Raw genomic sequence first — 20,395 nt, forward strand, 5'->3', positions numbered from 1 at the left:
ATTGATATGATTCGACCGGTTTGACAGGATCCCCGCCTCCCCTCTGCTTTTATTCAGTATACCATATTTCTCTTTTCAGGGAAAGCACTTTGTTCCATTTGCTGACGAAACGTCAGCAACAAAAAGGACAGCGTCACGTCCAGCTCGCGCAGGGCGTGCAGGCGTTCCAATCCGCGGCGCGGTGTGCGGTGTGCATATGGCGTCATTGCAAACAGCGTCTGAATGTCCGCCGCATCGTCAATATGCACCTGATAGGTTATTTTGTGCCGCTCTGCCAGCTGAAATCCGTCCAGCCCGTGCTTTTCTTCGCGGTTTTTATATGGGGTATCGTATACCGCGCATTTGAGCTCCCACAAATGGTCTGCCCCCGGCACGACACACAGCACGGCGCCATCCGGCTTGAGCACCCGATGAAATTCCTCCGCAGGTGTCGGCGCGAAAATCGAGCAGATGATATCCGCACAGCTGTCGGCGACAGGCATATGATACACACTTCCTGTGACATACTGGGTAAAGGCATCGCGCTTTGCCGCGTACTGTGTCGCAGACTTGGAGATATCTATGCCGACGCTGCCCGCAAGTTGCCCGCCTTCGTGCAGCACCTGTGCCAGCTGCCGCGTATAATAGCCCTCGCCGCAGCCCGCATCCACCAGCCGCACGGCAGAGTTTCCCGCCGCCAGACGGCGCACCTGTGCGCACAGACCTTCCGCCAGCCCGGCATAATAGCCGCGGTCGAGAAAGTGGCGGCGCGCCATCACCATCTCCCGGCTGTCGCCGGTGTGCTCTCCTGGGCGCGACGATTGCAATAAATTGCAGTAGCCTGCGCGCGCAATATCATAACTGTGGCCATTCCGGCAGCGCAGGGCATGCTCCTCGCGGACAAGCGGCGCGCCGCAGTGCGGACAGATCAACATGATTTCCTCGTTCCTTTCGTTATTCACATAGCTGATATTATAGCACAGGTGTCCTGTCGGTTTCAAATCCGAAACAAATGACACAATCCGACTCCGGTTGCCTTTTCTTTCCTGCGGTGCTACAATAATGGTTGCCAAATCCTACTTTAGGGAGGGATTTCTCTGAATTCATCCGTATGCTGTTTTTCCGGCTACCGCCCGGAAAAAATGCCCGCCGATATGCCGGAAGGTTCCCCTGCGTTCTGTGACATGCAGCAGCGCCTGCGGCGCGCTGTCCGGCGAAAGGCTGACAGCGGCTGCCGGCATTTCCTGTCCGGCATGAGCCGCGGCTTTGACCTCTGGGCAGCAGAGGCCGTACTCGAGCTGGCGCGGGAGGGCTGCCCGATTGACCTTTGGGCTGCCATCGCGTTTCCCGGCATGCAAAAATACTGGGAGCCGGAATGGAGCCGACGCTATGACGCCGTGCTCGACCAGGCTGCCCGTGTGTTCGCCCTGTATGACCGGTATCAGCCGGACTGCTACACGACGCGCGACCGGTTTCTCGTCGAGCAAAGCAGCGCATGCATCTGCTTTTTTGACGGCACACCGGGCGGAACAGCATATACTGTCGGGCTCGCGCGCCGCCGCGGTTTGGAGATTGTCAATCTGGCAGACCCACAGCTGTCCCTTTTTGAAAACGAAACCATTATGAGAGGAAATGTCCCATGAAAGAACTGCTTTCCATGTTCCTGACCTTTGCGCGCATCGGCGCGTTTACCTTTGGCGGCGGTTATGCCATGCTGCCGATTTTACAGCGCGAGGTCGTCGAAAAAAAAGGCTGGTGTACCGACGATGAGCTGACCGATATGTATGCCATCGGCCAGTGCACGCCGGGCGTCATCGCCGTCAATGTCGCCACGTATATCGGCAATAAAAAACGCGGACCGGTCGGTGCCATTTTCACCACACTGGGCGTGATTTTCCCGTCTATTGTAATCATCACGGTCATCGCCTCGTGTCTGACGCATTTCGCGGAATATGCGGTCGTCCAGCATGCCTTTGCCGGTATCCGCATCGCGGTCTGTGCTCTGGTCACCAAGACCATCTACACACTCGTAAAGAAAAATGTAATCGACGCAGCGACGCTTGTCATCTTTATCCTGACATTCTGCTCGGTTGCGCTGCTCGGTGTCTCGCCGGTTGCCGCTGTCCTTGTCTGCGGCCTTGCGGGCGCACTGCTGCACGGCGGAACAAAGAAGGGGGTGTAAGCAATGGTTTATCTCCAGCTGTTTGTTGAGTTCTTTAAAACCGGTCTGCTCGCCATCGGCGGCGGTCTCGCCACTCTCCCCTTCCTCAAGGAAATCGCACAGACGCATTCCTGGTTTTCGGTCAGCCAGCTGACCGACATGATCGCCATTTCCGAATCGACGCCCGGCCCGATCGGCATCAATATGTCGACCTATGCGGGCTTCCATGCCGCCGGGATCCCGGGTGCAATTGTATCCACGCTGTCGCTGGTACTGCCGTCTTATTTTATCATCCTGATTGTATCCCGCTTCATGGAGAAATTCCGCAACTCCCCGCTGGTCAACAACATCTTTTACGGCATTCGTCCGGCAACTGCCGGATTGATTGCAGGCGCCATGTTTGAGGTATTTGTACTGTCGCTGTTCGACACACAGGCCTATGCTGCCAGCGGCTCACTGCTCGACCTGTTCCGTTTTATTCCGATTGTCGTCTATCTTGCGGCATTGGTCGGCGTCTTCCGCCTGCCCAAGCTGCACCCTATCGTGTTTATTATCTGCGGTGCAGTTCTCGGCATCGTTCTCCGGCTATAACGCGTACTTCTTTCGCTTGTTTTGCACATATCCCTTGAAATTGTGCAATAAATAGAATACAATCAAATTTAGGCGCTGTCTGAAAACCAAGAAATGACGAATATTTCGCAAAGGCGAGACTGGTTCAAGACAAAAGCACGCTGAAAGCCTTTCGGATTTCAAGTGTTTTTAACGAAGAAGCAGTCCATATTTCTATAAATAGTCAAAATTTTCGACTTTTCAGATACGCCCTAGTACTATTTTGGAGGTTTGGGGAATTTCTCCCCTGTCATATGCTATGCCGGACAATCATCTCGTTTCTGTCGCAGACCAGCCGCTTGTCAGCATAATCGTGCCCGTATACAATGCGGAGCAGTCGCTGCCGCGCTGTTTGGACAGCATCTGCGCACAGACCTATCAGAACCTTGAAATTATTCTCGTCGATGACGGCTCAACGGATGACAGCCTGACAGTGTGCCGCAAGTTCGCCTACCGTGACGCGCGCATTCATGTGCTGTCTCAGCCGAACAGCGGCGTTTCCGCCGCGCGCAACAACGCCATCGAGACCGCCACGGGGAAATACATCCAGTTCGTCGACAGCGATGACTGGATTGATGAAAACATGACCTTCCTGCTGGTGCAGCGCGCGGAACGCGAGCAGGCAGATTTCATCATCTCACATTACTGCCGTGTGGATGGGGAAAAAACCACCGTGCACGGCTTTCTGGAGACCTCAGCCTGCATGAACCGTCTGGAATTCGCACAGGAGCTCATCCGCAATCCCGCCAGCTTTTATTACGGCGTCATGTGGAACAAGCTGTACCGCCGCGATATCATCCGCCGCCATCGCATCTACTGCTATGAGCAGCTCAGCTGGTGCGAGGATTTCCTGTTTAATCTGACCTATATCCTGTGTACTAACCGGATCTGTGCCGTGCGCACGCCGTTGTACTACTACGTGAAAAACGACAAAAGCCTGACGGCAACCACGCTGACACCACATTCCTCCATCGCCATCCGGCGGCAGCTGTTTGAATACTACAAGGTATTCTGCACCGAGCTGGGCATGTTTGAGGAAAATAAAAAACAAATTTACAAATTTCTGGTCGCTACAGCCAAAGATGGCTGATAAAAAAGGATGTGTACGGAATACGCCGCACACATCCTTTTTCTATGCGCCCACAAGCCCCAGCAGCACCGGCACGGCCAACAGCCGCCACAGTGCTGAGCCGCATAGCAGCGCTGTACTGATACCGAGCACGCCGCCAAACCGTCCGAGCGCGGTAAAATAGCCGCGGTTGCCGCGCCCCTGTGCCGCATCCAACACCGCCGCGCACACAAGCAGCAGCGCCGGAATCCAGAATACCGCTGAAATGCCGATGGACACGACGGAAATATAAATCCCCCGCCAGCCCGATTCGACCAGCGCTGCTGCCGCCGAAAATGCCAGCAGAAAACCGCGCAGCGCGGTCAGCAGTCCGACCCACATCATACGTCCGGGCAGTGCGCCGAGCAAAACTGCGCCGACTGCCCAGCCGAATGTACCGCCGATACACGCCACGACCGTGCGCAGCGAGGGCAGTTCCCCGGTGGCATTCTCCGCCACCAGCGCCGCGAGATCGCCGGCATAGCTGCCCGCGGACTGCGGGATGTGCATGCCGGTAAAGCTGCCTGCCAGCACGCCGCACAGCAGCGCCGCCACCAGAAATGCGAACACCGGCGACTGCCGCAGCCGCCGGACATCAGAAAAGCTGAGCATACCTCGTTTCATCGCCGTTCCCCTTTCCGGTTCCCTGCTAACAAGATATTCTCAGCCTGTTTCTGTTATTCGCTTTTGTCCGCCTGTTACAGCTGGACGGTCTCAATTTCGCCGATCGATCGGAAAATGTCCTCCACCGCAGATTTCATGTGGTTCGGGAAGCGCTTGGAATAGGTCAGGCGGCTCAACTGTGTGCCGTCCTCCCGCTGTTCGCTCTCCACGCAGACGACATTGGTCGCCTTCGCAACGCGATCCTGAATGTATTCGCAGCTCCGTCCCGGAATGGTGGAAACAAGCACGCGGCCGCGTGTCGTTCCGCAGATAGACGAGAGCAGGGTAGAAAACTCCTGCCGTGCGCTGGAGACAATCATAATCTCAGAGCGCAGCATGGATGCGGAGACATCCGGTGCGCAGTCAATGCCGAGGCCGAGATAATGCTCGCGGCGGATGGCATCCTTTTCCGCAATATGAATATGCTTCGGAGTTACTACATTATTTTTTAAAATACCGTCCAGGATACGTTCGGAAAACTCCGTCATTCCGATCATACCAAGTCCTATGCTATGTGGCATGAAAATCACCTCTGTCATATTACTCTGTCCCGGCGCGGGGAAAGGATTCACCGGAATTCTGTCTGCCTGTGCAGGCAAAGATCGAGTATTATTATTTTCATTATAGAGCGATTTTGCGAAATTTCAACTAAATTATTGTCTTGTTTTGATATTTTGGCGTGTTGCCAGATTATTCCCCAATCATCTCGGCCGCTTTGAGATAAATTGCACATTCCAGGCGTTTTTTCTGTAACTCACAGCCCATCTCATACGGTGTTTCAATGTCGCCGTTCATGTTGAAATTCGCCGCCGCACAACCGCCGGAGCAGTAAAATTTTGCCCAACAGTCCTTGCACTTCGGACGGGTGCAGACGTTCAGACCGGAGAAATGGTTGGAAATATCCATGTCCAATTTTCCGTCATCCAGCGTGCCCATCAGGAACTCCGGATGGCCGACAAACTGATGGCATGGATAGATTTCGCCGTCCGGCGTCACGGCGACATATTCATAGCCTGCACCACAGCCGCGCAGGCGCTTGATGACGCACGGACCCTGCTGCAAATCGACCATAAAGTGGAAGAAATTGAAGCTGCGTCCTTCCTTTTTGCGCTGCTGCATGATGTCAACCAGCTTTTCATACTCCTCGCCGATGCGCGGAAGATCCTTTTCGCTCAGGTCATAACCGGTTCCCGGCTCGCTGGTGACCGGCTCAACCGACAGCTGGTCAAAGCCCTCATCCGCAATCGAAAGCACGTCGTTGGTAAAGTCGAGGTTTTTGCTGGTGAATGTGCCGCGCACATAGTAGTCGCGATCCTTGCCGCGCTGTGCCACCAGCTTTTTGAACTTCGGCACGATGACATCATAGCTGCCGCAGCCGCCCGCTGTCGGGCGCATCTCATCGTTGACGCACTTTCTGCCGTCAAGCGACAGGACACAGTTGTCCATATTTGCGTTGATGTAGTCAATCTTTTCATCATCCAGCAGCAAACCGTTGGTGGTGATGGTGAAGCGGAATTTTTTGTTCTTTTCCTCTTCGATGGAACGGGCGTAGTCAATCGTCTTCGTGACAGTATCCCACGCCATCAGCGGCTCACCGCCGAAGAAATCGATTTCAATGTTACGGCGTGCGCCGGATTTCTCGACAACGAAGTCAATCGCCTTTTTCGCCACATCAAAATCCATCGTCATGCGCTTGCCCATACCGAAATCACCGGTATCGGCAAAGCAGTACTTACAGCGCAGATTGCAGTCATGTGAGACATGCAGGCACAGCGCCTTGATCGGCGCGCCGGTCGGAATGGCTGCCGCAATGTTGATGTAATCGTCGTCTGCGAACAGATAGCCGGCCTGTTCCAGCTCATACAGTTCGCGGTATGCCTCGCGCAGCTGTTCCGGAGTGAACTGGTCAGACAAGCTGCGGAGGATATCCTCCGGACATTCCTCCGTCATACCGGGCGCGACAACGGCAGACAGTGCATAGGCCGCATCGTCGACAACATGCACCGATCCACTGTTGATGTCCATCAGGATATTGACACCCTTCATGGAAAAACGATGTATCATAAAAAATGTACTCCTGTCAAACAAAAATTTCGGGACTGACAAAACGCCAGTCCCGATCCTGTATTGGATAAGCTGTGTCTTACTTGTCGTGCTCGCACTTCTGGTTTGCTACCGTGCAGGAAGTCTTGCAGGCAGACTGGCAGGAAGTCTGGCACTCGCCGCAGCCGCCCTTGGCAGCAGTTTCCTTAAACGTGCAGGAATTCAGAGTCTTGATGTGAGTCATGGTAATTTCTCCTTCCTAAGTTAAACTATGAAACGCAGATATTACTATTTGCGCCTTTTTTTCTTTTTTGCCGCCGCGCCGGCAAATGCACCCGGCAGCGAAGCGACCAATGTGATGCCGGAGGTCAGTCCGGCGGCCGGAGCGGCAAACGCCGCATCGCGCAGCGTCAGCCCCAGCAGGAACAGACAGCCCAGCAGCAGCACGCCGATGAGCAGCCCCATCGGCAGCTTATGCGCCGGCGCCCGCCGCGCGCCCCAGAAGGACGCTGCAAAGCTGCCGGCTGCCAGCGGCACATACGCCGCCAGCGGTGCAAGCTGCTGGCCGAGCGTACCGGTCGAAAGCAGAGCCGCGCCGCCCAGCGTGCCGCCGAACACCAGCAGCAGGCCGAGCAGCATGGGAGCTGCCCAGTATACCGCCGCCCTGCCGTCTGTCGATTCCGCACGATTCATCCAAAAATCCCTCCCGCATTCGTTCTCACGAATACGTTACGCGGGACGCCGGAAAATCATACGGATTATTTTTCCTCGGACGCATCAGAGTCCTTTTCAATCTTGGAGCGAATCGCCCACTTATAGAACTTCATGCGGTTGCCGCTGGTCTCGATGACAATTTCGTCGTCACGTACCGATACGACCTTGCCGATGATGCCACCGATTGTGCAGATGCGGTCACCGACAATGATCGAATCGCGCATTTCCTTGTCCTGCTTGTCGCGCTTCTTCTGCGGACGGATCAGCATGAAGTAGAACAGTACAAAAATCAGAATCAGCGGGACGAACGAAAGATAGGTCTCCGCACCCGGCATCTGTGTATCCAGTGCAAATGGAATCATTTCGACTTTACACCTCCTGTCGAATTCACAATAAGTCAATTATATACAATCAACCTGCAAATTACAAGCATTTTTCCCGTTTGTCCATGAAATGTTTGACGCTTTGTCTTTGCGCCGCATGCATTTCGGTGTATAATGGGGACAGATCAGCTCTGACAGGAGGTTTGAAACCATGAAAGTGACAAGTACAGGCATCGAAAACGGCTTCTGGGCCGACCGGTTCGGAAAATTCGGCAGTGATCTCTCCGCGAAGGGAAAAAATGTCCGCTCCGTTCCGTTTTCCATCTCGGACGCGCCGGCAGGCACAGTTAGTTTTGCCGTCGTTCTCGACGACAAGGACGCCATCCCGGTCTGTGGATTCAACTGGATTCACTGGACGCTGTGCAACCTGACACAGGCGGAGGTCGCGGAGGATGCCAGCCGGAACAGTCCTGACTTTATTCAGGGCTCGACAAGTTTCCACAGCGCAGCGGGCGACGAGACGCGCGCCGAAGCCTCCTGCTACGGCGGCATGGCACCCCCGGACGCCGACCACGAATACACCCTGACGGTATACGCGCTCGACTGCACGCTGGATCTCACAGAGGGCTTTTACCTCAACGAAATGCTGCGCGCCATGCGCGGGCATGTGCTGGCACACGCACGCGTTTCCGCGATGTACCGGGCTTAATGGCAGCGCTGCCGGAGGACGGCCCCCGCCCTCCGGCTTTTTTTCGCCCAATCGCGTTATTCCGTAATGGTTGTGGAGAAGGTCAGCGTCTCGCTCTCGCCCGGCTTCAGGCAGCGCACGCCAATTTTGTTTTCCAGCGCGTGGTCAAGATAGGCCGTATCCGGCAGCGTGCTCCACGGCTCAATGCAGACATAATTGGTTGGCTTGCCCGTGTACTTGCTCCAGATGCCGAGATACGGGAAATCCTCGAAATCCATGCGGATGCAGTGTGCGGATTTGTCGCTTTTTACACAGACCGACCGCGTCTGCACGTCGTCCAGAATGAGCGCATCCAGCGCAAACAGCTCATCGGTCAGGTACAACTTTCCGTCGGTGAGCGGCACGTCACGTTTTTCCTTCGTAATCATCAGCGCTTCGTTGTTGATGAGCGGGTGCACGGCGTCCCCGTCACCAAAATCGACATAATAATCCGCCATCGTCTCGCCGTCCTCCAGTGCGACATTGTACGCATCATGTCCGCCGACCTCGTAATACATGTCGGTATCGCCGTTGTTCTTCGTGATATGTTCCTTTTTGAGCGTCGCGCCGTCCAGCGTATAGCGCACGGTCAGCGCAAAATCAAACGGATACATCGCACGGGTGTAATCAATCGGCAGAAGGGTGAAGTCGATGCTGGTTTCCGTCTGCGCCGTGCAGGCAAATTCCAGATCGCGGCCAAAGCCGTGCTGTGTGATGGTATATTCTTTCCCTCCGACAGTATACGTCTTGTCCTTCAGGCGGCCGACAATCGGAAACAGGATCGGCGCATGGCGTGCCCAGATCGACGGGTCTGCCTGCCAGACATATTCCGTGCCGGAGGCTCTGGATTTCATGGAGCTGAGCTCCGCGCCCTTGCTGTCAATGACAACCGTGAAAACTTCATTCTGAATCGTATATTGCATCGTTCTCTCTCCTCTGTGCCCGCCGGGTGGTTCAGCGGTTTTTTCATAATTTCAGTGTAACATGCAGCCCGCCGTTCGTCAATGTCACACAGAGCCACATAAAAAATCATTGACATTTCGCCGGATTCGCCGTATAATACACCCGAAAGACAACTGAACACTTGTTCTTGAACTGGGGATCCGCGGCAAGCGGCTGAGAGTGGAGTAACTGCCTCCTTACTCATTGAACCTGTCTGGTTAGTACCGACGTAGGGAGTTTCGAGGTATTCACAGTTTTGAACGATATGAGACCACGGCTTCCGGGTGCCGGTGGTCTTTTTCTTTTGTATTTTATTTTCAGCACACAAGGAGGAATGCTGCATGAAGGTGAACGGCAAATCTGTCCCGGCAGAAGAGGGCATGACCATCTGCGCGCTGCTCGAACAGCAGGGCTATCCGCTCACGCGCATTGCCGTCGAAGTCAACGGCGAAATCGTGCCCAAGGCGCAATACGATACGTTCGCACTGCACGATGCGGATACAGTAGAAATTGTCTGCTTCGTGGGCGGTGGCTGACATGACCATCACCTGTAACGGAAAGCCGCTGGTGCTGGAAGACGGCGCACGCTTGCAACAGACCGCACATGCGCTGATGCCGTCCGCATCCGTGGTCATCCGCAACGGCTTTCAGACAAACGAAGATGTCCTCCTCGAGGACGGCGACAGCATCACACTGATTGAAAAGGGCGTCCTGCCGCCGCAGGAGGTGCTCGAGCACATGATGGCAGCGCGGCACTCCCCACACGTGCATGAAACGGTCAAGCGCGCCTGTGTCGGCATCGCCGGCCTCGGCGGGCTCGGCTCCAACATCGCTGCCATGCTCGCGCGCACCGGCGTCGGGCATCTGATCCTCGCGGATTTCGACGTTGTCGAACCGAGCAATCTCAACCGCCAGAACTATTATGTCTCGCACCTCGGGATGCACAAAACCGACGCGACAGCGGACATCATCCGCCAGATCAACCCGTTTATCGAAGTAGAAACGCACACGGTTCGCATCACAGAGGACAATGCGGCGGACATCTTTGGCGGCTGTGATGTGGTCTGTGAGGCATTCGACAACCCCGTCTGTAAGGCGGAACTGGTCTCCGCGCTGCTCAGCAGCTCGGACACGATCCGCATTGTCGCGGGTTCCGGTATGGCAGGCTATGGCTCTTCCAACGAAATTCTGACCAGAAAACGAATGTCACGCCTGTATGTCTGCGGCGATGGCGAAACTGCCGCGGCAAACGGCGTCGGCCTGATGGCGCCGCGCGTCTCGGTCTGTGCCGGTCATCAGGCAAATATGGCTCTTCGCCTGCTGCTCGGGATCGGGCAGCCGTGACGCCCCTACCTATCTTTATCAAAAACATCTTTCAAAGGAGACTGACACCAATGGCTGATACATTTACCCTCGGCGGACATGAATTTACCTCCCGCTTTATCCTCGGTTCCGGCAAATACTCGCTCGACCTCATCAAGGCAGCTGTCGAATATGCAGGCGCACAGATCGTCACGCTTGCCCTGCGCCGTGCCACCCTCGGCAGCATCGACAACATCCTCGACTACATCCCGGAGGGCGTCACATTGCTGCCGAACACCTCCGGTGCGCGCAACGCCGAAGAAGCTGTCCGCATCGCACGCCTCGCCCGTGAGGTCGGCTGCGGTGATTTCATCAAGATTGAATGCATCCATGAGTCCAAGTACCTGCTCCCGGACAACTATGAGACCATCAAGGCGACAGAAATCCTCGCCAAGGAAGGCTTTGTCGTCCTGCCGTACATGTATCCAGATCTGAACGCAGCGCGCGACCTCGTCAATGCCGGTGCCGCCGCTGTCATGCCGCTCGGTGCGCCGATTGGCACGAACAAGGGGCTTGTTACCAAGGAATTTATCCAGATTCTCGTCGATGAAATTGACCTGCCGGTCATCGTTGACGCGGGCATCGGCAAGCCGAGCCAGGCATGTGAGGCAATGGAAATGGGCTGTGCCGCTGTCATGTCCAACACGGCGATTGCAACCGCAGGCGATATTCCGGCGATGGCTGGCGCCTTCAAGCAGGCCATCGAGGCTGGCCGTACCGCTTACCTGTCCGGTATGGGCCGTATTCTGGAAAAAGCATCCGCTTCTTCCCCGCTGACCGGCTTCCTCGCGGACTAAGGAGGACAGCATCATGAGTGAAATCATCAACGCAAAATATATCACACGCGAAACCAACCATATGGAATACCAGCCGGGCATGGAAATTGTCCCCGGCAATATCATCGATCAGGTTCTGGATGCGCGCGAAAGCTATGACGAAACAAAATACACTGCCGCGGACGTCATCCGTGCCCTGTCAAAGGATGTGCTGGCGCCGGAGGACTTCGCTGCACTGCTTTCTCCTGCGGCACAGCCATATGTCGAGCAGATGGCAAAACGCGCCCAACAGGAAACCCGCAAGCATTTTGGCAATTCTGTCATGATGTTTACCCCGTGCTACATTGCCAACTACTGTGAAAACTACTGCATCTACTGCGGCTTTAACTGCCACAACAAGATCCGCCGCGGCAAGCTGAACATGGAGGAGGTGGACAAGGAAATGTCTGCCATCGCCAAGTCCGGTCTGAAGGAAATCCTCATTCTGACCGGCGAGAGCCGCTCCATGTCCCCGGTGGACTACATCGGCGAAGCATGTAAAATTGCCCGCAAGTATTTCACTGTCATCGGTGTCGAAATCTATCCGCTCAACTCGGATGAATACCGCTATCTGCATGAATGCGGCGTCGACTATGTCACTGTCTTTCAGGAAACCTACAACCCGGACAAATATGAAACGCTGCATCTGGGCGGTCACAAGCGCATTTTCCCGTACCGTCTGAACGCACAGGAGCGCGCACTGATGGGCGGCATGCGCGGTGTCGGTTTTGCCGCGCTGCTCGGTCTGGATGACTTCCGCAAGGATGCCTTTGCGACCGGCATGCATGCCTATCTGATCCAGAAAAAATATCCGCATGCGGAAATCGCATTCTCCTGCCCGCGCCTGCGTCCGATTATTAACAACGACAAGATCAACCCGAAGGATGTACACGAGACCCAGCTGACACAGATTGTCTGTGCCTATCGCCTGTTTATGCCGTTTGCCAGCATCACGATTTCCACGCGTGAGCGCGCGGGCTTCCGCAACGGCATCATCAACATTGCCGCAACCAAAATTTCCGCAGGTGTCTCCACCGGCATCGGCGAGCACATCGACGAAGGCGAATCCAAGGGCGATCCGCAGTTCATCATCGATGACGGCCGCAATGTCGATGAAGTTCGTCAGGCAATTCTCGACCAGGGTCTTCAGCCGGTATTCTCCGACTACATGTATGTTGGCTGATGCTGATTTGTGTGACGCATCGGCTGCTGTGCCCCGATGATTTTTCGGCACGGCTGGAGCGCATTGCAGCGCAGCACCCATATGCCATTGTCCTGCGCGAAAAAGACCTGTCTGAGAGCGAATATGAAGCGCTGGCGCGCGACTGTCTCGCCATCTGCAAACGCTATCATGTCCCGCTGAATGTCAACACACACATCGAAGTGGCGCGGCGCATCGGCTGCGGCGGCGTCCATCTGCCGTTCCACCTGCTGATGCAGTACAAAGACGAGCTGGAGGATTTCACGCGCGTCGGCGTGTCGCTGCATTCGCCGGAAGAAGCCGCACAGCTGGCAGGCACACCCGCAACCTATGTGCAGGCGGGTCATGTATTCCCGACCGACTGCAAGGCAGGGGTGCCACCGCGCGGCCTGTCCTTCCTGCGCAATGTCTGTCAAGCGACCAGTCTGCCGGTCTTCGGCATCGGCGGCATTACAGCGGCCCGCTATCCCGCCGTGCGGAAAACCGGCGCGGCAGGCGCCTGCGTCATGTCCGGTCTGATGACCTGTCAGAACATGGAAGAAACCATGCGGCCCTTTTTATAAGTGCAATCCCCTCTCTGTCCGGTCTGCACCGGATACAGGAGGGGATTTTGTTTCTATTCTGCAAACTTCCCCCGCCTTCGCTTGCTTTTTCCTCCAGTTGCTTTATACTAAAATGGTAAAGGATCACAGGAGGAATGGATTTCATGAAATTACTGATTGTGACAGCTCCACTCGGCAACGGGCACAATGCGGTTGCCGGCGCTGTGTCTGACTGCTTTCTCCGGATGTTTCCGGAATCCGAATGCAAAATTCTGGATATGTACGAATATATCAGCCCGAACCTGAAAAAAGCCACAGCGAGCGGTTATTTTCTCTCGATGAAAACGCTATCCAAATTTCATGGCATGGCGTCCGGCATCATCGACATACAGAGCGAACGTGAATTCAATGAATACACGCCCGCCCGGCTCACCAACGAATTTATGGCATCTGAACTGCGCCATGCCATCCATGACTATGCGCCCGACTGTATTGTCTGCACCATGGTATTTGCCGCACAGGTTGTCGACCTGCTCAAAGAGCGCGGCGCGGTCACCTGCCCGTGCTTTGGCATCATCACGGATTTCACCGTACAGAATTACTGGTGTGACGTTGAGAACTTTGAATATATTGTTGCGCCGAGTGAATATCTCGAGCCGCAGTTCACACGCCGCGGCATTGATTTTGACCGTGTCCTGCCGTTTGGTATCCCGATTCATGAACAGTTTGCTCAGAAGCAGGATCAGCAGGCCATGCGGCGCAAGCTCGGTCTGGACGAAACCCGCCCGGCTGTGCTCGTCATGAGCGGCGGCATGGGGTTCGGCAACATTGAAGAAGACGTCAAAGCCATCGATGAAACCCCGCTCGATTTGCAAATCGTCGTCATCTGCGGAAAAAATGAAAAGCTGCATCAGAAAATTTCCAAGATGGAGACACAGAAGCCGATGACTGTCTATGGCTTTGTCACCAATGTGGATGAAATTATGGACGCCTGCGACTGCCTGCTGAGCAAGCCGGGCGGCATTACAACCTGTGAATCGCTGGCAAAGACGCTGCCTATGCTGATGATTGACCCACTGCCGGGTGTGGAAGACCGTAATGTCGAATTTCTACAGGCAAACGGCGCAGCGATTTATATCACCAAGACCTTCCAAATTGAGGATGCACTGTTCCTGCTGTTCCGCAATCCCGGCCGACTGGAACGCATCAAAGAGAGCATCCGCAGCATTGCAAAACCAAACGCGGCGCGCGATCTGTGCCGTATCATCGCAAAAACCATCATAGAGAAAAAGGAGGAACTGCAATGAGCATTACCTACGGATTTATCGGAAGCGGCAACATGGCAAAGGCCATGATCGGCGGCATCGTCACCTCCGGTCTGGCAAAGCCGGACTGTGTGGTCGCCAGCAATCCGTCCGCCCAAAAGCTCGACCTGCTGAAAGAAGAATTCGGCATTGAAACCATCCTGAAAGACAACAAGACCGCCGCAAAGCTGTCTGATGTAGTCATCCTGTCGGTCAAGCCATATTTGTATGAGCGTGTGATCGCCGAAATCAAGGACATGGTCAGACCGGATGCCATTGTGGTTATGATTGCCGCAGGCCAGACCATTGCCGCAAATGAAGCTCGCTTTGGAAGACCGGTCAAACTCGTCCGCGTCATGCCGAACACACCGGCACTGGTGGGCGAAGCAATGTCTGCTGTCTGCTTCAATACAAACATTACCGCAGACGACAAAAAAATTGTCATGGATATGCTGAACAGCTTTGGCCGTGCGGAAGAAGTTCCGGAAACGCTGATGGATGCTGTCACCGGTGTCAGCGGCTCATCTCCGGCCTATGTGTACCTGTTCATTGAAGCAATGGCAGATGCCGCCGTCCTGCACGGCATGCCGCGTGCACAGGCCTATACTTTCGCAGCACAGTCGGTGCTCGGCGCGGCGAAAATGGTACTGGAAACCGGCATGCATCCGGGAGCGCTCAAGGATAACGTCTGCTCGCCCGGCGGCACGACGATTGAAGCGGTCGCCGCGCTGGAAAGCAACGGCCTGCGCGCTGCTGTCATCGACGCAGTGGACACCTGTGTTAGAAAATCAAAGGAAATGAGCAAATAATCGCTGAAATATGCAAAAATCCCGCACGGTAAACACAATTCCGTGCGGGATTCGTTATTTTTTCAGATTTTGTACAAAAGCTGTCAACTCCGGCGTACAATTCTCTTTTATCAAAATCATACCCTGATTTTTATCCACCATCAGATAAAAATTGGTCTTTGTCTCCACAATCTCCGTGAGCTCGTCATATGGAATGCTGGTATGACCAAGGGCATTGTCCTGCTCAAAATGGTCGCGGTAAAACCGGAAGGTGGAAACCTGTCCCTGGAGCGCATGATTGGATTGATACAGCCGCTTGATGACCCAACTGTTGACCAGATAAAAAATCACCGGAATGAGTACTGCCACAATGATTCCAGCGATAGCCTCTACGGTACTGCCTTTCTTCCAGCCAAGCCATGCCAGCACCAAAAACGCCGCAACCATCGCCAGCTGGAGCAGCCATAGGCGCTGAACTTTGTTCTGTACAGTGCGACTGAACTTGAGGTATTCGTCATAGGTGTATTCAGATTTCGTTTCAAATAATAGTTTCATACGGTCTTCTCTCCTCATAACTGTTTTCTTTTATTTCTGTGCCTTCCATTGACGGAACCGTTTGTCCATCAGTCTTGCCATATTCTGATAATACATCTCTTCCCACGGAAGAAACAGATAGGCTTCATCCTGGAATACCTCGCTGTGATATCGTTCTTCTCCAAAATAGGCGCAGGCATACAGGTCGATATCCGCCGGGAAATATGGTTCTGTCTGCCCTTCGCCGTAATACCACGCAGCAAAAGCCTGTCCTTCCGGATTGAACATCGCAGGATGCAGAATCCCGTCAAATTCCTCCCGGAGGAAATGACGCAAATCACATTCCAACAGCAAGCGGTTGTCAGGCCGACTGCCCTGTTCTCTCACATAGTCGGCAATGTCTCCATATTCCTGCATAAATGTCGCGCTCATCAGCTGATGCTCCATACACCAGCGCAGATAAATCGCCAGATGCTGGTATCCGGTGGCCTCATTGAGCGGAAGACCTTTTTCCTCAATTTTGCTGTAATGCCATTGCGCATCATCCATACACTGCTCTATGCTGGCAAAAACCTGCTTTTGAATATCTGAACATTCCTGTTGCACGGTAATACAGGTATTTTCACGTTCCGGATCAGCGATAAACCCAATATAGCTCAGGCACTGTTCCGCAAAATCCACGAGATCCGTCGATGAATAAGTGCGAATTTCTTCATAAAACAACGGGATGACCTGATAAAAACAGACGGTATCGCCATCTGGCAGAACGCAGCTGTCCGCCTCACGTTCCTGTACATAGGTGCTGGTGAGGATAACGCCGGTAAACGCTGCCGTTTCATCAACCGGCCCATCCATTTCAATGGAATGTCCGGCCTCCAGCCAGGCATTTTCCTCTACAGGAAAATGTGCGGTTTCCATCAGCAGCTGGACAGCCCAGCCGCCTGTTTCCATATCCCAATCTGACGGAACACAGAGCACCAGCTCTGCTCTGGATTTATTGCGGAATTCCGGTTCAACAGGGACATTCATCTCATGTGCACCCATACCAACTGTCACCAGCGTATAGAAATCCCGTTCCGCATTCGGCTCAATGACATATACATCGACACGAATGCCTTGTTCCACCGTTTCGTGAAAGACAAAGTCAAATTCACCGAAATATGTCTCAATATGGTCTTCTACAGCAATCCGTTGCTCGTCGTCATATAACTCCGATTCACTGAAATACACCGGGATACCTCCTTTACATGCATTGTTTTCTCTATTGTAGAGGATACGGCAATCCGTATCAACAAACAAGAAAAAACCGGAACTGAAATCAGTTCCGGTCAAATATGTAGGCATCGACCTATCTTCCCGGGCCGTCGCCAGCCAAGTATTGTCGGCGTAAATGAGCTTAACTACCGTGTTCGGAATGGGAACGGGTGTACCCTCATCACAAAAAACACCTACTATTGAGTTTTGCATTATCTGCGCCCTCAAAACTGAACAGCAATACTCGTGACAGAAGCTTTTTCCGAGTTTACCCAAATCATAATTCAGGTCAAGCCCTCGACCTATTAGTATCAGTCCGCTGCATACATTACTGTACTTCCACTCCTGACCTATCAACCACATCGTCTACGTGGGGTCTTACTTCCGAAGAATGGGAAATCTTATCTTACGGGGAGTTTCACGCTTAGATGCCTTCAGCGTTTATCTCGTCCATACTTAGCTACCCAGCTATGCCCTTGGCAGAACAACTGGTGCACCAGAGGTATGTCCATCCCGGTCCTCTCGTACTAAGGACAGCTCCGTTCAAATTTCCTACGCCCGCAACAGATAGGGACCGAACTGTCTCACGACGTTCTGAACCCAGCTCGCGTACCGCTTTAATTGGCGAACAGCCAAACCCTTGGGACCGAATTCAGCCCCAGGATGCGATGAGCCGACATCGAGGTGCCAAACCTCCCCGTCGATGTGGACTCTTGGGGGAGATCAGCCTGTTATCCCCAGGGTAGCTTTTATCCGTTGAGCGACGGCATTTCCATTCACATACCGCCGGATCACTAACTCCAACTTTCGTTCCTGCTCGACCCGTCAGTCTCGCAGTCAGGCTCGTTTTTGCGTTTACACTCACTGCACGATTTCCATCCGTGCTGAACGAACCTTTGAGCGCCTCCGTTACTCTTTAGGAGGCGACCGCCCCAGTCAAACTGCCCACCTGACAGTGTCCCCCGACCAGATTCATGGCCGCAGGTTAGAATTCCAATATTCCAAGAGTGGTATCCCAAGGTTGGCTCCACAAATGCTGGCGCACTTGCTTCCAAGCCTCCCACCTATCCTGTACATGAAATATCGAAATCCAATATCAAGCTACAGTGAAGCTCCATGGGGTCTTTCCGTCTAGTTGCGGGAAACCGGCATCTTCACCGGTACTACAATTTCGCCGGGCTGGCTGTTGAGACAGTGCCCAAATCGTTACGCCATTCGTGCGGGTCAGAACTTACCTGACAAGGAATTTCGCTACCTTAGGACCGTTATAGTTACGGCCGCCGTTTACTGGGGCTTAAATTCAATGCTTCGATTGCTCTAACATCTCCTCTTAACCTTCCAGCACCGGGCAGGCGTCACCCCCTATACGTCATCTTTCGATTTAGCAGAGAGCTGTGTTTTTGCTAAACAGTCGCTTGGGCCTTTTCACTGCGGCCTCTTCTCAGAGGCGCCCCTTATTCCGAAGTTACGGGGCCAATTTGCCGAGTTCCTTAACAACCATTCTCCCGTTGGCCTTAGAATACTCATCCCATCTACCTGTGTCGGTTTGCGGTACGGGCACCTGGACAATACACTGAGCTTTTCTCGCCTCTCACGCCATCTGCTTCCCTACTATATTTCGGTCCCTTACGCCCGGGGCAACCATCGCCCGGGTCAGACTTAATGAAAGTGTCCCTCAGCTTAACATCTTCGGTGGTTACGGAATATCAACCGTATGTGCATCGACTACGCCGTTAGGCCTCGCCTTAGCTCCCGACTAACCTTGGGCGGACGAACCTTCCCCAAGAAACCTTAGATTTTCGGCCATTATGATTCTCACATAATTCTCGCTACTTATTCCGGCATTCTCACTCGTATGAAGTCCACGTGTCCTTCCGATCACGCTTCACCCCGCATACGACGCTCCCCTACCCAATGTTTCAAACATTGCCCGAGCTTCGGTTGAATACTTAGCCCCGTTAAATTTTCTGCGCAAAATCACTCGACCAGTGAGCTATTACGCACTCTTTGAATGAGTGGCTGCTTCTAAGCCAACATCCTGGTTGTCTTAGCAATTTCACATCATTTTCCACTTAGTATTCATTTGGGACCTTAGCTGCGGATCTGGGCTGTTTCCCTTTTGACCATGCGACTTATCTCACATGGTCTGACTGCCATGAACCAATTATCCGGCATTCGAAGTTTGATAGGGTTCAGTAACCTCGCGGCCCCTAGCCCATTCAGTGCTCTACCTCCGGTAATCTATCATAACGCTAGCCCTAAAGCTATTTGGGGAGAACCAGCTATATCCGAGTTCGATTGGAATTTCTCCGCTATCCACAAGTCATCCCCGGCCTTTTCAACGGACGTGGGTGCGGCCCTCCATTGCGTCTTACCGCAACTTCAGCCTGCTCATGGATAGGTCACCCGGTTTCGGGTCTAATACATGTAACTAATTCGCCCTGTTCAGACTCGCTCTCGCTGCGGCTCCGTGACTCCAGTCACTTAACCTTGCTACATACATTAACTCGCCGGACCGTTCTACAAAAAGTACCCGATCACACATGAACGTGCTCTCGGTGCTTGTAGGCACAAGGTTTCAGGTTCTCTTTCACTCCCCTCCCGGGTCCTTTTCACCTTTCCCTCACGGTACTGCTTCGCTATCGGTCACCAGGTAGTATTTAGGCTTGGATGATGGTCCACCCGTCTTCCACAGGGTTCCTCGTGTCCTGTGGTACTCTGGATACTGCTAGCGTGCTTCCGATGTCGCTTACGGGGCTGTCACCCTGTTTCGCCGCTCTTCCCAAAGCGTTCAGCTATCTTTCACACTACATATTGCAGTCCGAACCCCTGAGATATTGCTACCTCAGGTTTGGCCTCTTCCGCGTTCGCTCGCCACTACTAGCGGAATCTCTGTTGATGTCTCTTCCTCGCCCTACTTAGATGTTTCAGTTCAGGCGGTTCCCCACTCATACCTATTTGATTCAGTATGAGCTGCATGAGCTTCTCTCATGCGGGTTTCCCCATTCGGAAATCTTGGGATCAATGCTTATTTGCAGCTCCCCCAAGCTTATCGCAGCTTGTCACGTCCTTCATCGGCTCCTGGTGCCAAGGCATTCCCCTTGCGCCCTTTACAGCTTGACCAGCTGTAAGACCTGATCCGGTCAGATCAGGAATTATTTTAGTAACTTAAGATTGTGAGTAATCTCGGTTATCTTTTGTTATAGCTAATTTGTAGTAGTACTTTCGTACTTTCGCCACAATTGGATCGTTAAAACCTTTTATTTCAGTTTGCTTTTCGCAATTTCCAGAATAACAATTTTAATTTCCTATTGTTGCTTTGTCGT

Annotated in this window: 22 protein-coding genes, 2 rRNA genes and 1 riboswitch; of the genes, 12 read left to right on the plus strand and 12 right to left on the minus strand. The window is 53.6% G+C overall.

Translation table 11 applies throughout. From position 1 onward, the window contains the following. Nucleotides 1-53 precede the first annotated feature (53 nt). Nucleotides 54-998: a putative RNA methyltransferase gene (locus tag ACLM7Z_RS00635; protein WP_087017048.1), complete on the minus strand. Its 945-nt coding sequence runs from the start codon at nucleotides 996-998 to the stop codon at nucleotides 54-56. 78 nt (nucleotides 999-1,076) lie between these two features. On the opposite strand from ACLM7Z_RS00635, the gene ACLM7Z_RS00640 reads away from it, so the two are divergent. The 4 genes from ACLM7Z_RS00640 (at nucleotide 1,077) to ACLM7Z_RS00655 (ending at nucleotide 3,839) form a co-directional block, all read left to right on the plus strand. After that, nucleotides 1,077-1,622 (plus strand): SLOG family protein, encoded by a 546-nt coding sequence (locus tag ACLM7Z_RS00640; protein ID WP_273349170.1) that lies wholly within the window; start codon nucleotides 1,077-1,079, stop codon nucleotides 1,620-1,622. Further along, a complete protein-coding gene (locus ACLM7Z_RS00645; RefSeq protein ID WP_087017044.1) occupies nucleotides 1,619-2,161 on the plus strand; it encodes a chromate transporter in 543 nt (180 codons plus the stop codon). The genes ACLM7Z_RS00640 and ACLM7Z_RS00645 overlap by 4 nt, the downstream gene beginning before the upstream one ends. 3 nt (nucleotides 2,162-2,164) lie before the next feature. After that, complete coding sequence (locus ACLM7Z_RS00650) at nucleotides 2,165-2,731, plus strand: chromate transporter (RefSeq protein ID WP_087017042.1); 567 nt, start codon at nucleotides 2,165-2,167, stop codon at nucleotides 2,729-2,731. A 277-nt stretch (nucleotides 2,732-3,008) separates the two neighbouring features. Next, nucleotides 3,009-3,839: a glycosyltransferase family 2 protein gene (locus tag ACLM7Z_RS00655; protein WP_087017040.1), complete on the plus strand. Its 831-nt coding sequence runs from the start codon at nucleotides 3,009-3,011 to the stop codon at nucleotides 3,837-3,839. Between the two features lie 42 nt (nucleotides 3,840-3,881). On the opposite strand, the gene ACLM7Z_RS00660 is transcribed toward ACLM7Z_RS00655, so the two are convergent. The 6 genes from ACLM7Z_RS00660 to yajC all read right to left on the minus strand — a co-directional run bounded on the left by ACLM7Z_RS00660 (nucleotide 3,882) and on the right by yajC (nucleotide 7,639). After that, nucleotides 3,882-4,481 carry a hypothetical protein gene (locus ACLM7Z_RS00660; RefSeq protein ID WP_133058242.1) on the minus strand — a complete coding sequence of 200 codons (600 nt, stop codon included), beginning with the start codon at nucleotides 4,479-4,481 and terminating at the stop codon, nucleotides 3,882-3,884. Between the two features lie 74 nt (nucleotides 4,482-4,555). After that, the gene (locus tag ACLM7Z_RS00665) at nucleotides 4,556-5,041 is read right to left on the minus strand and encodes a hypothetical protein (RefSeq protein WP_133058241.1); all 486 of its coding nucleotides are present in this window, start codon (nucleotides 5,039-5,041) and stop codon (nucleotides 4,556-4,558) included. A gap of 169 nt (nucleotides 5,042-5,210) precedes the next feature. After that, nucleotides 5,211-6,584: a thioether cross-link-forming SCIFF peptide maturase gene (scfB, locus tag ACLM7Z_RS00670; RefSeq protein WP_087017034.1), complete on the minus strand. Its 1,374-nt coding sequence runs from the start codon at nucleotides 6,582-6,584 to the stop codon at nucleotides 5,211-5,213. A 79-nt stretch (nucleotides 6,585-6,663) separates the two neighbouring features. Beyond that, complete coding sequence (gene scfA / locus ACLM7Z_RS00675; protein ID WP_087017032.1) at nucleotides 6,664-6,807, minus strand: six-cysteine ranthipeptide SCIFF; 144 nt, start codon at nucleotides 6,805-6,807, stop codon at nucleotides 6,664-6,666. Nucleotides 6,808-6,851: 44 nt separating this feature from the next. Next, entirely contained in the window at nucleotides 6,852-7,256 is a 405-nt protein-coding gene (locus ACLM7Z_RS00680) for a DUF3792 family protein (RefSeq protein WP_087017030.1), read from the minus strand. A gap of 65 nt (nucleotides 7,257-7,321) precedes the next feature. Beyond that, nucleotides 7,322-7,639 carry a preprotein translocase subunit YajC gene (gene yajC, locus ACLM7Z_RS00685; RefSeq protein ID WP_407922947.1) on the minus strand — a complete coding sequence of 106 codons (318 nt, stop codon included), beginning with the start codon at nucleotides 7,637-7,639 and terminating at the stop codon, nucleotides 7,322-7,324. 172 nt (nucleotides 7,640-7,811) lie between these two features. On the opposite strand from yajC, the gene ACLM7Z_RS00690 reads away from it, so the two are divergent. After that, on the plus strand, nucleotides 7,812-8,309 hold the full coding sequence (locus ACLM7Z_RS00690) for a YbhB/YbcL family Raf kinase inhibitor-like protein (RefSeq protein ID WP_087017028.1): 498 nt from the start codon (nucleotides 7,812-7,814) through the stop codon (nucleotides 8,307-8,309). 56 nt (nucleotides 8,310-8,365) lie between these two features. Here ACLM7Z_RS00690 and ACLM7Z_RS00695 read toward each other — a convergent pair whose 3' ends face one another. Beyond that, nucleotides 8,366-9,250, minus strand: coding sequence for an aldose 1-epimerase family protein (locus ACLM7Z_RS00695; RefSeq protein ID WP_087017026.1), 885 nt, complete (start codon nucleotides 9,248-9,250; stop codon nucleotides 8,366-8,368). Nucleotides 9,251-9,413: 163 nt separating this feature from the next. Beyond that, nucleotides 9,414-9,522, plus strand: a riboswitch (TPP riboswitch). Nucleotides 9,523-9,610: 88 nt separating this feature from the next. Between ACLM7Z_RS00695 and thiS the strand changes: the two genes are divergently transcribed. The 7 genes from thiS to proC all read left to right on the plus strand — a co-directional run bounded on the left by thiS (nucleotide 9,611) and on the right by proC (nucleotide 15,302). Continuing rightward, on the plus strand, nucleotides 9,611-9,805 hold the full coding sequence (gene thiS / locus ACLM7Z_RS00700) for a sulfur carrier protein ThiS (RefSeq protein ID WP_087017024.1): 195 nt from the start codon (nucleotides 9,611-9,613) through the stop codon (nucleotides 9,803-9,805). A 1-nt stretch (nucleotide 9,806) separates the two neighbouring features. Beyond that, nucleotides 9,807-10,613, plus strand: a complete 807-nt coding sequence (gene thiF / locus ACLM7Z_RS00705; protein WP_273349503.1) for a sulfur carrier protein ThiS adenylyltransferase ThiF — start codon at nucleotides 9,807-9,809, stop codon at nucleotides 10,611-10,613. Nucleotides 10,614-10,663: 50 nt separating this feature from the next. After that, nucleotides 10,664-11,428, plus strand: coding sequence for a thiazole synthase (locus ACLM7Z_RS00710; protein ID WP_087017020.1), 765 nt, complete (start codon nucleotides 10,664-10,666; stop codon nucleotides 11,426-11,428). Between the two features lie 13 nt (nucleotides 11,429-11,441). After that, nucleotides 11,442-12,629 (plus strand): 2-iminoacetate synthase ThiH, encoded by a 1,188-nt coding sequence (thiH, locus tag ACLM7Z_RS00715; protein WP_087017018.1) that lies wholly within the window; start codon nucleotides 11,442-11,444, stop codon nucleotides 12,627-12,629. Nucleotides 12,630-12,640: 11 nt separating this feature from the next. Continuing rightward, nucleotides 12,641-13,210 carry a thiamine phosphate synthase gene (locus ACLM7Z_RS00720; RefSeq protein ID WP_242969758.1) on the plus strand — a complete coding sequence of 190 codons (570 nt, stop codon included), beginning with the start codon at nucleotides 12,641-12,643 and terminating at the stop codon, nucleotides 13,208-13,210. A 143-nt stretch (nucleotides 13,211-13,353) separates the two neighbouring features. Next, nucleotides 13,354-14,496 (plus strand): MGDG synthase family glycosyltransferase, encoded by a 1,143-nt coding sequence (locus ACLM7Z_RS00725; protein WP_165761006.1) that lies wholly within the window; start codon nucleotides 13,354-13,356, stop codon nucleotides 14,494-14,496. Continuing rightward, complete coding sequence (gene proC / locus ACLM7Z_RS00730; protein ID WP_087017012.1) at nucleotides 14,493-15,302, plus strand: pyrroline-5-carboxylate reductase; 810 nt, start codon at nucleotides 14,493-14,495, stop codon at nucleotides 15,300-15,302. Before ACLM7Z_RS00725 ends, proC begins: the two co-directional genes overlap by 4 nt. Before the next feature lie 54 nt (nucleotides 15,303-15,356). On the opposite strand, the gene ACLM7Z_RS00735 is transcribed toward proC, so the two are convergent. From ACLM7Z_RS00735 to ACLM7Z_RS00750, 4 genes are all read right to left on the minus strand, one after another. Then, nucleotides 15,357-15,836, minus strand: coding sequence for a YcxB family protein (locus ACLM7Z_RS00735; RefSeq protein ID WP_165761005.1), 480 nt, complete (start codon nucleotides 15,834-15,836; stop codon nucleotides 15,357-15,359). Between the two features lie 30 nt (nucleotides 15,837-15,866). Then, the gene (locus tag ACLM7Z_RS00740) at nucleotides 15,867-17,045 is read right to left on the minus strand and encodes a suppressor of fused domain protein (RefSeq protein WP_435645459.1); all 1,179 of its coding nucleotides are present in this window, start codon (nucleotides 17,043-17,045) and stop codon (nucleotides 15,867-15,869) included. 105 nt (nucleotides 17,046-17,150) lie between these two features. Further along, a 5S ribosomal RNA gene (gene rrf / locus ACLM7Z_RS00745) occupies nucleotides 17,151-17,267 on the minus strand. Between the two features lie 87 nt (nucleotides 17,268-17,354). Next, nucleotides 17,355-20,192 (minus strand): 23S ribosomal RNA (locus ACLM7Z_RS00750). Between the last annotated feature and the right edge of the window lie 203 nt (nucleotides 20,193-20,395).

This window comes from Butyricicoccus porcorum (assembly GCF_051246315.1).
GTDB classification, from domain to species: Bacteria; Bacillota; Clostridia; order Oscillospirales; family Butyricicoccaceae; genus Butyricicoccus_A; species Butyricicoccus_A porcorum.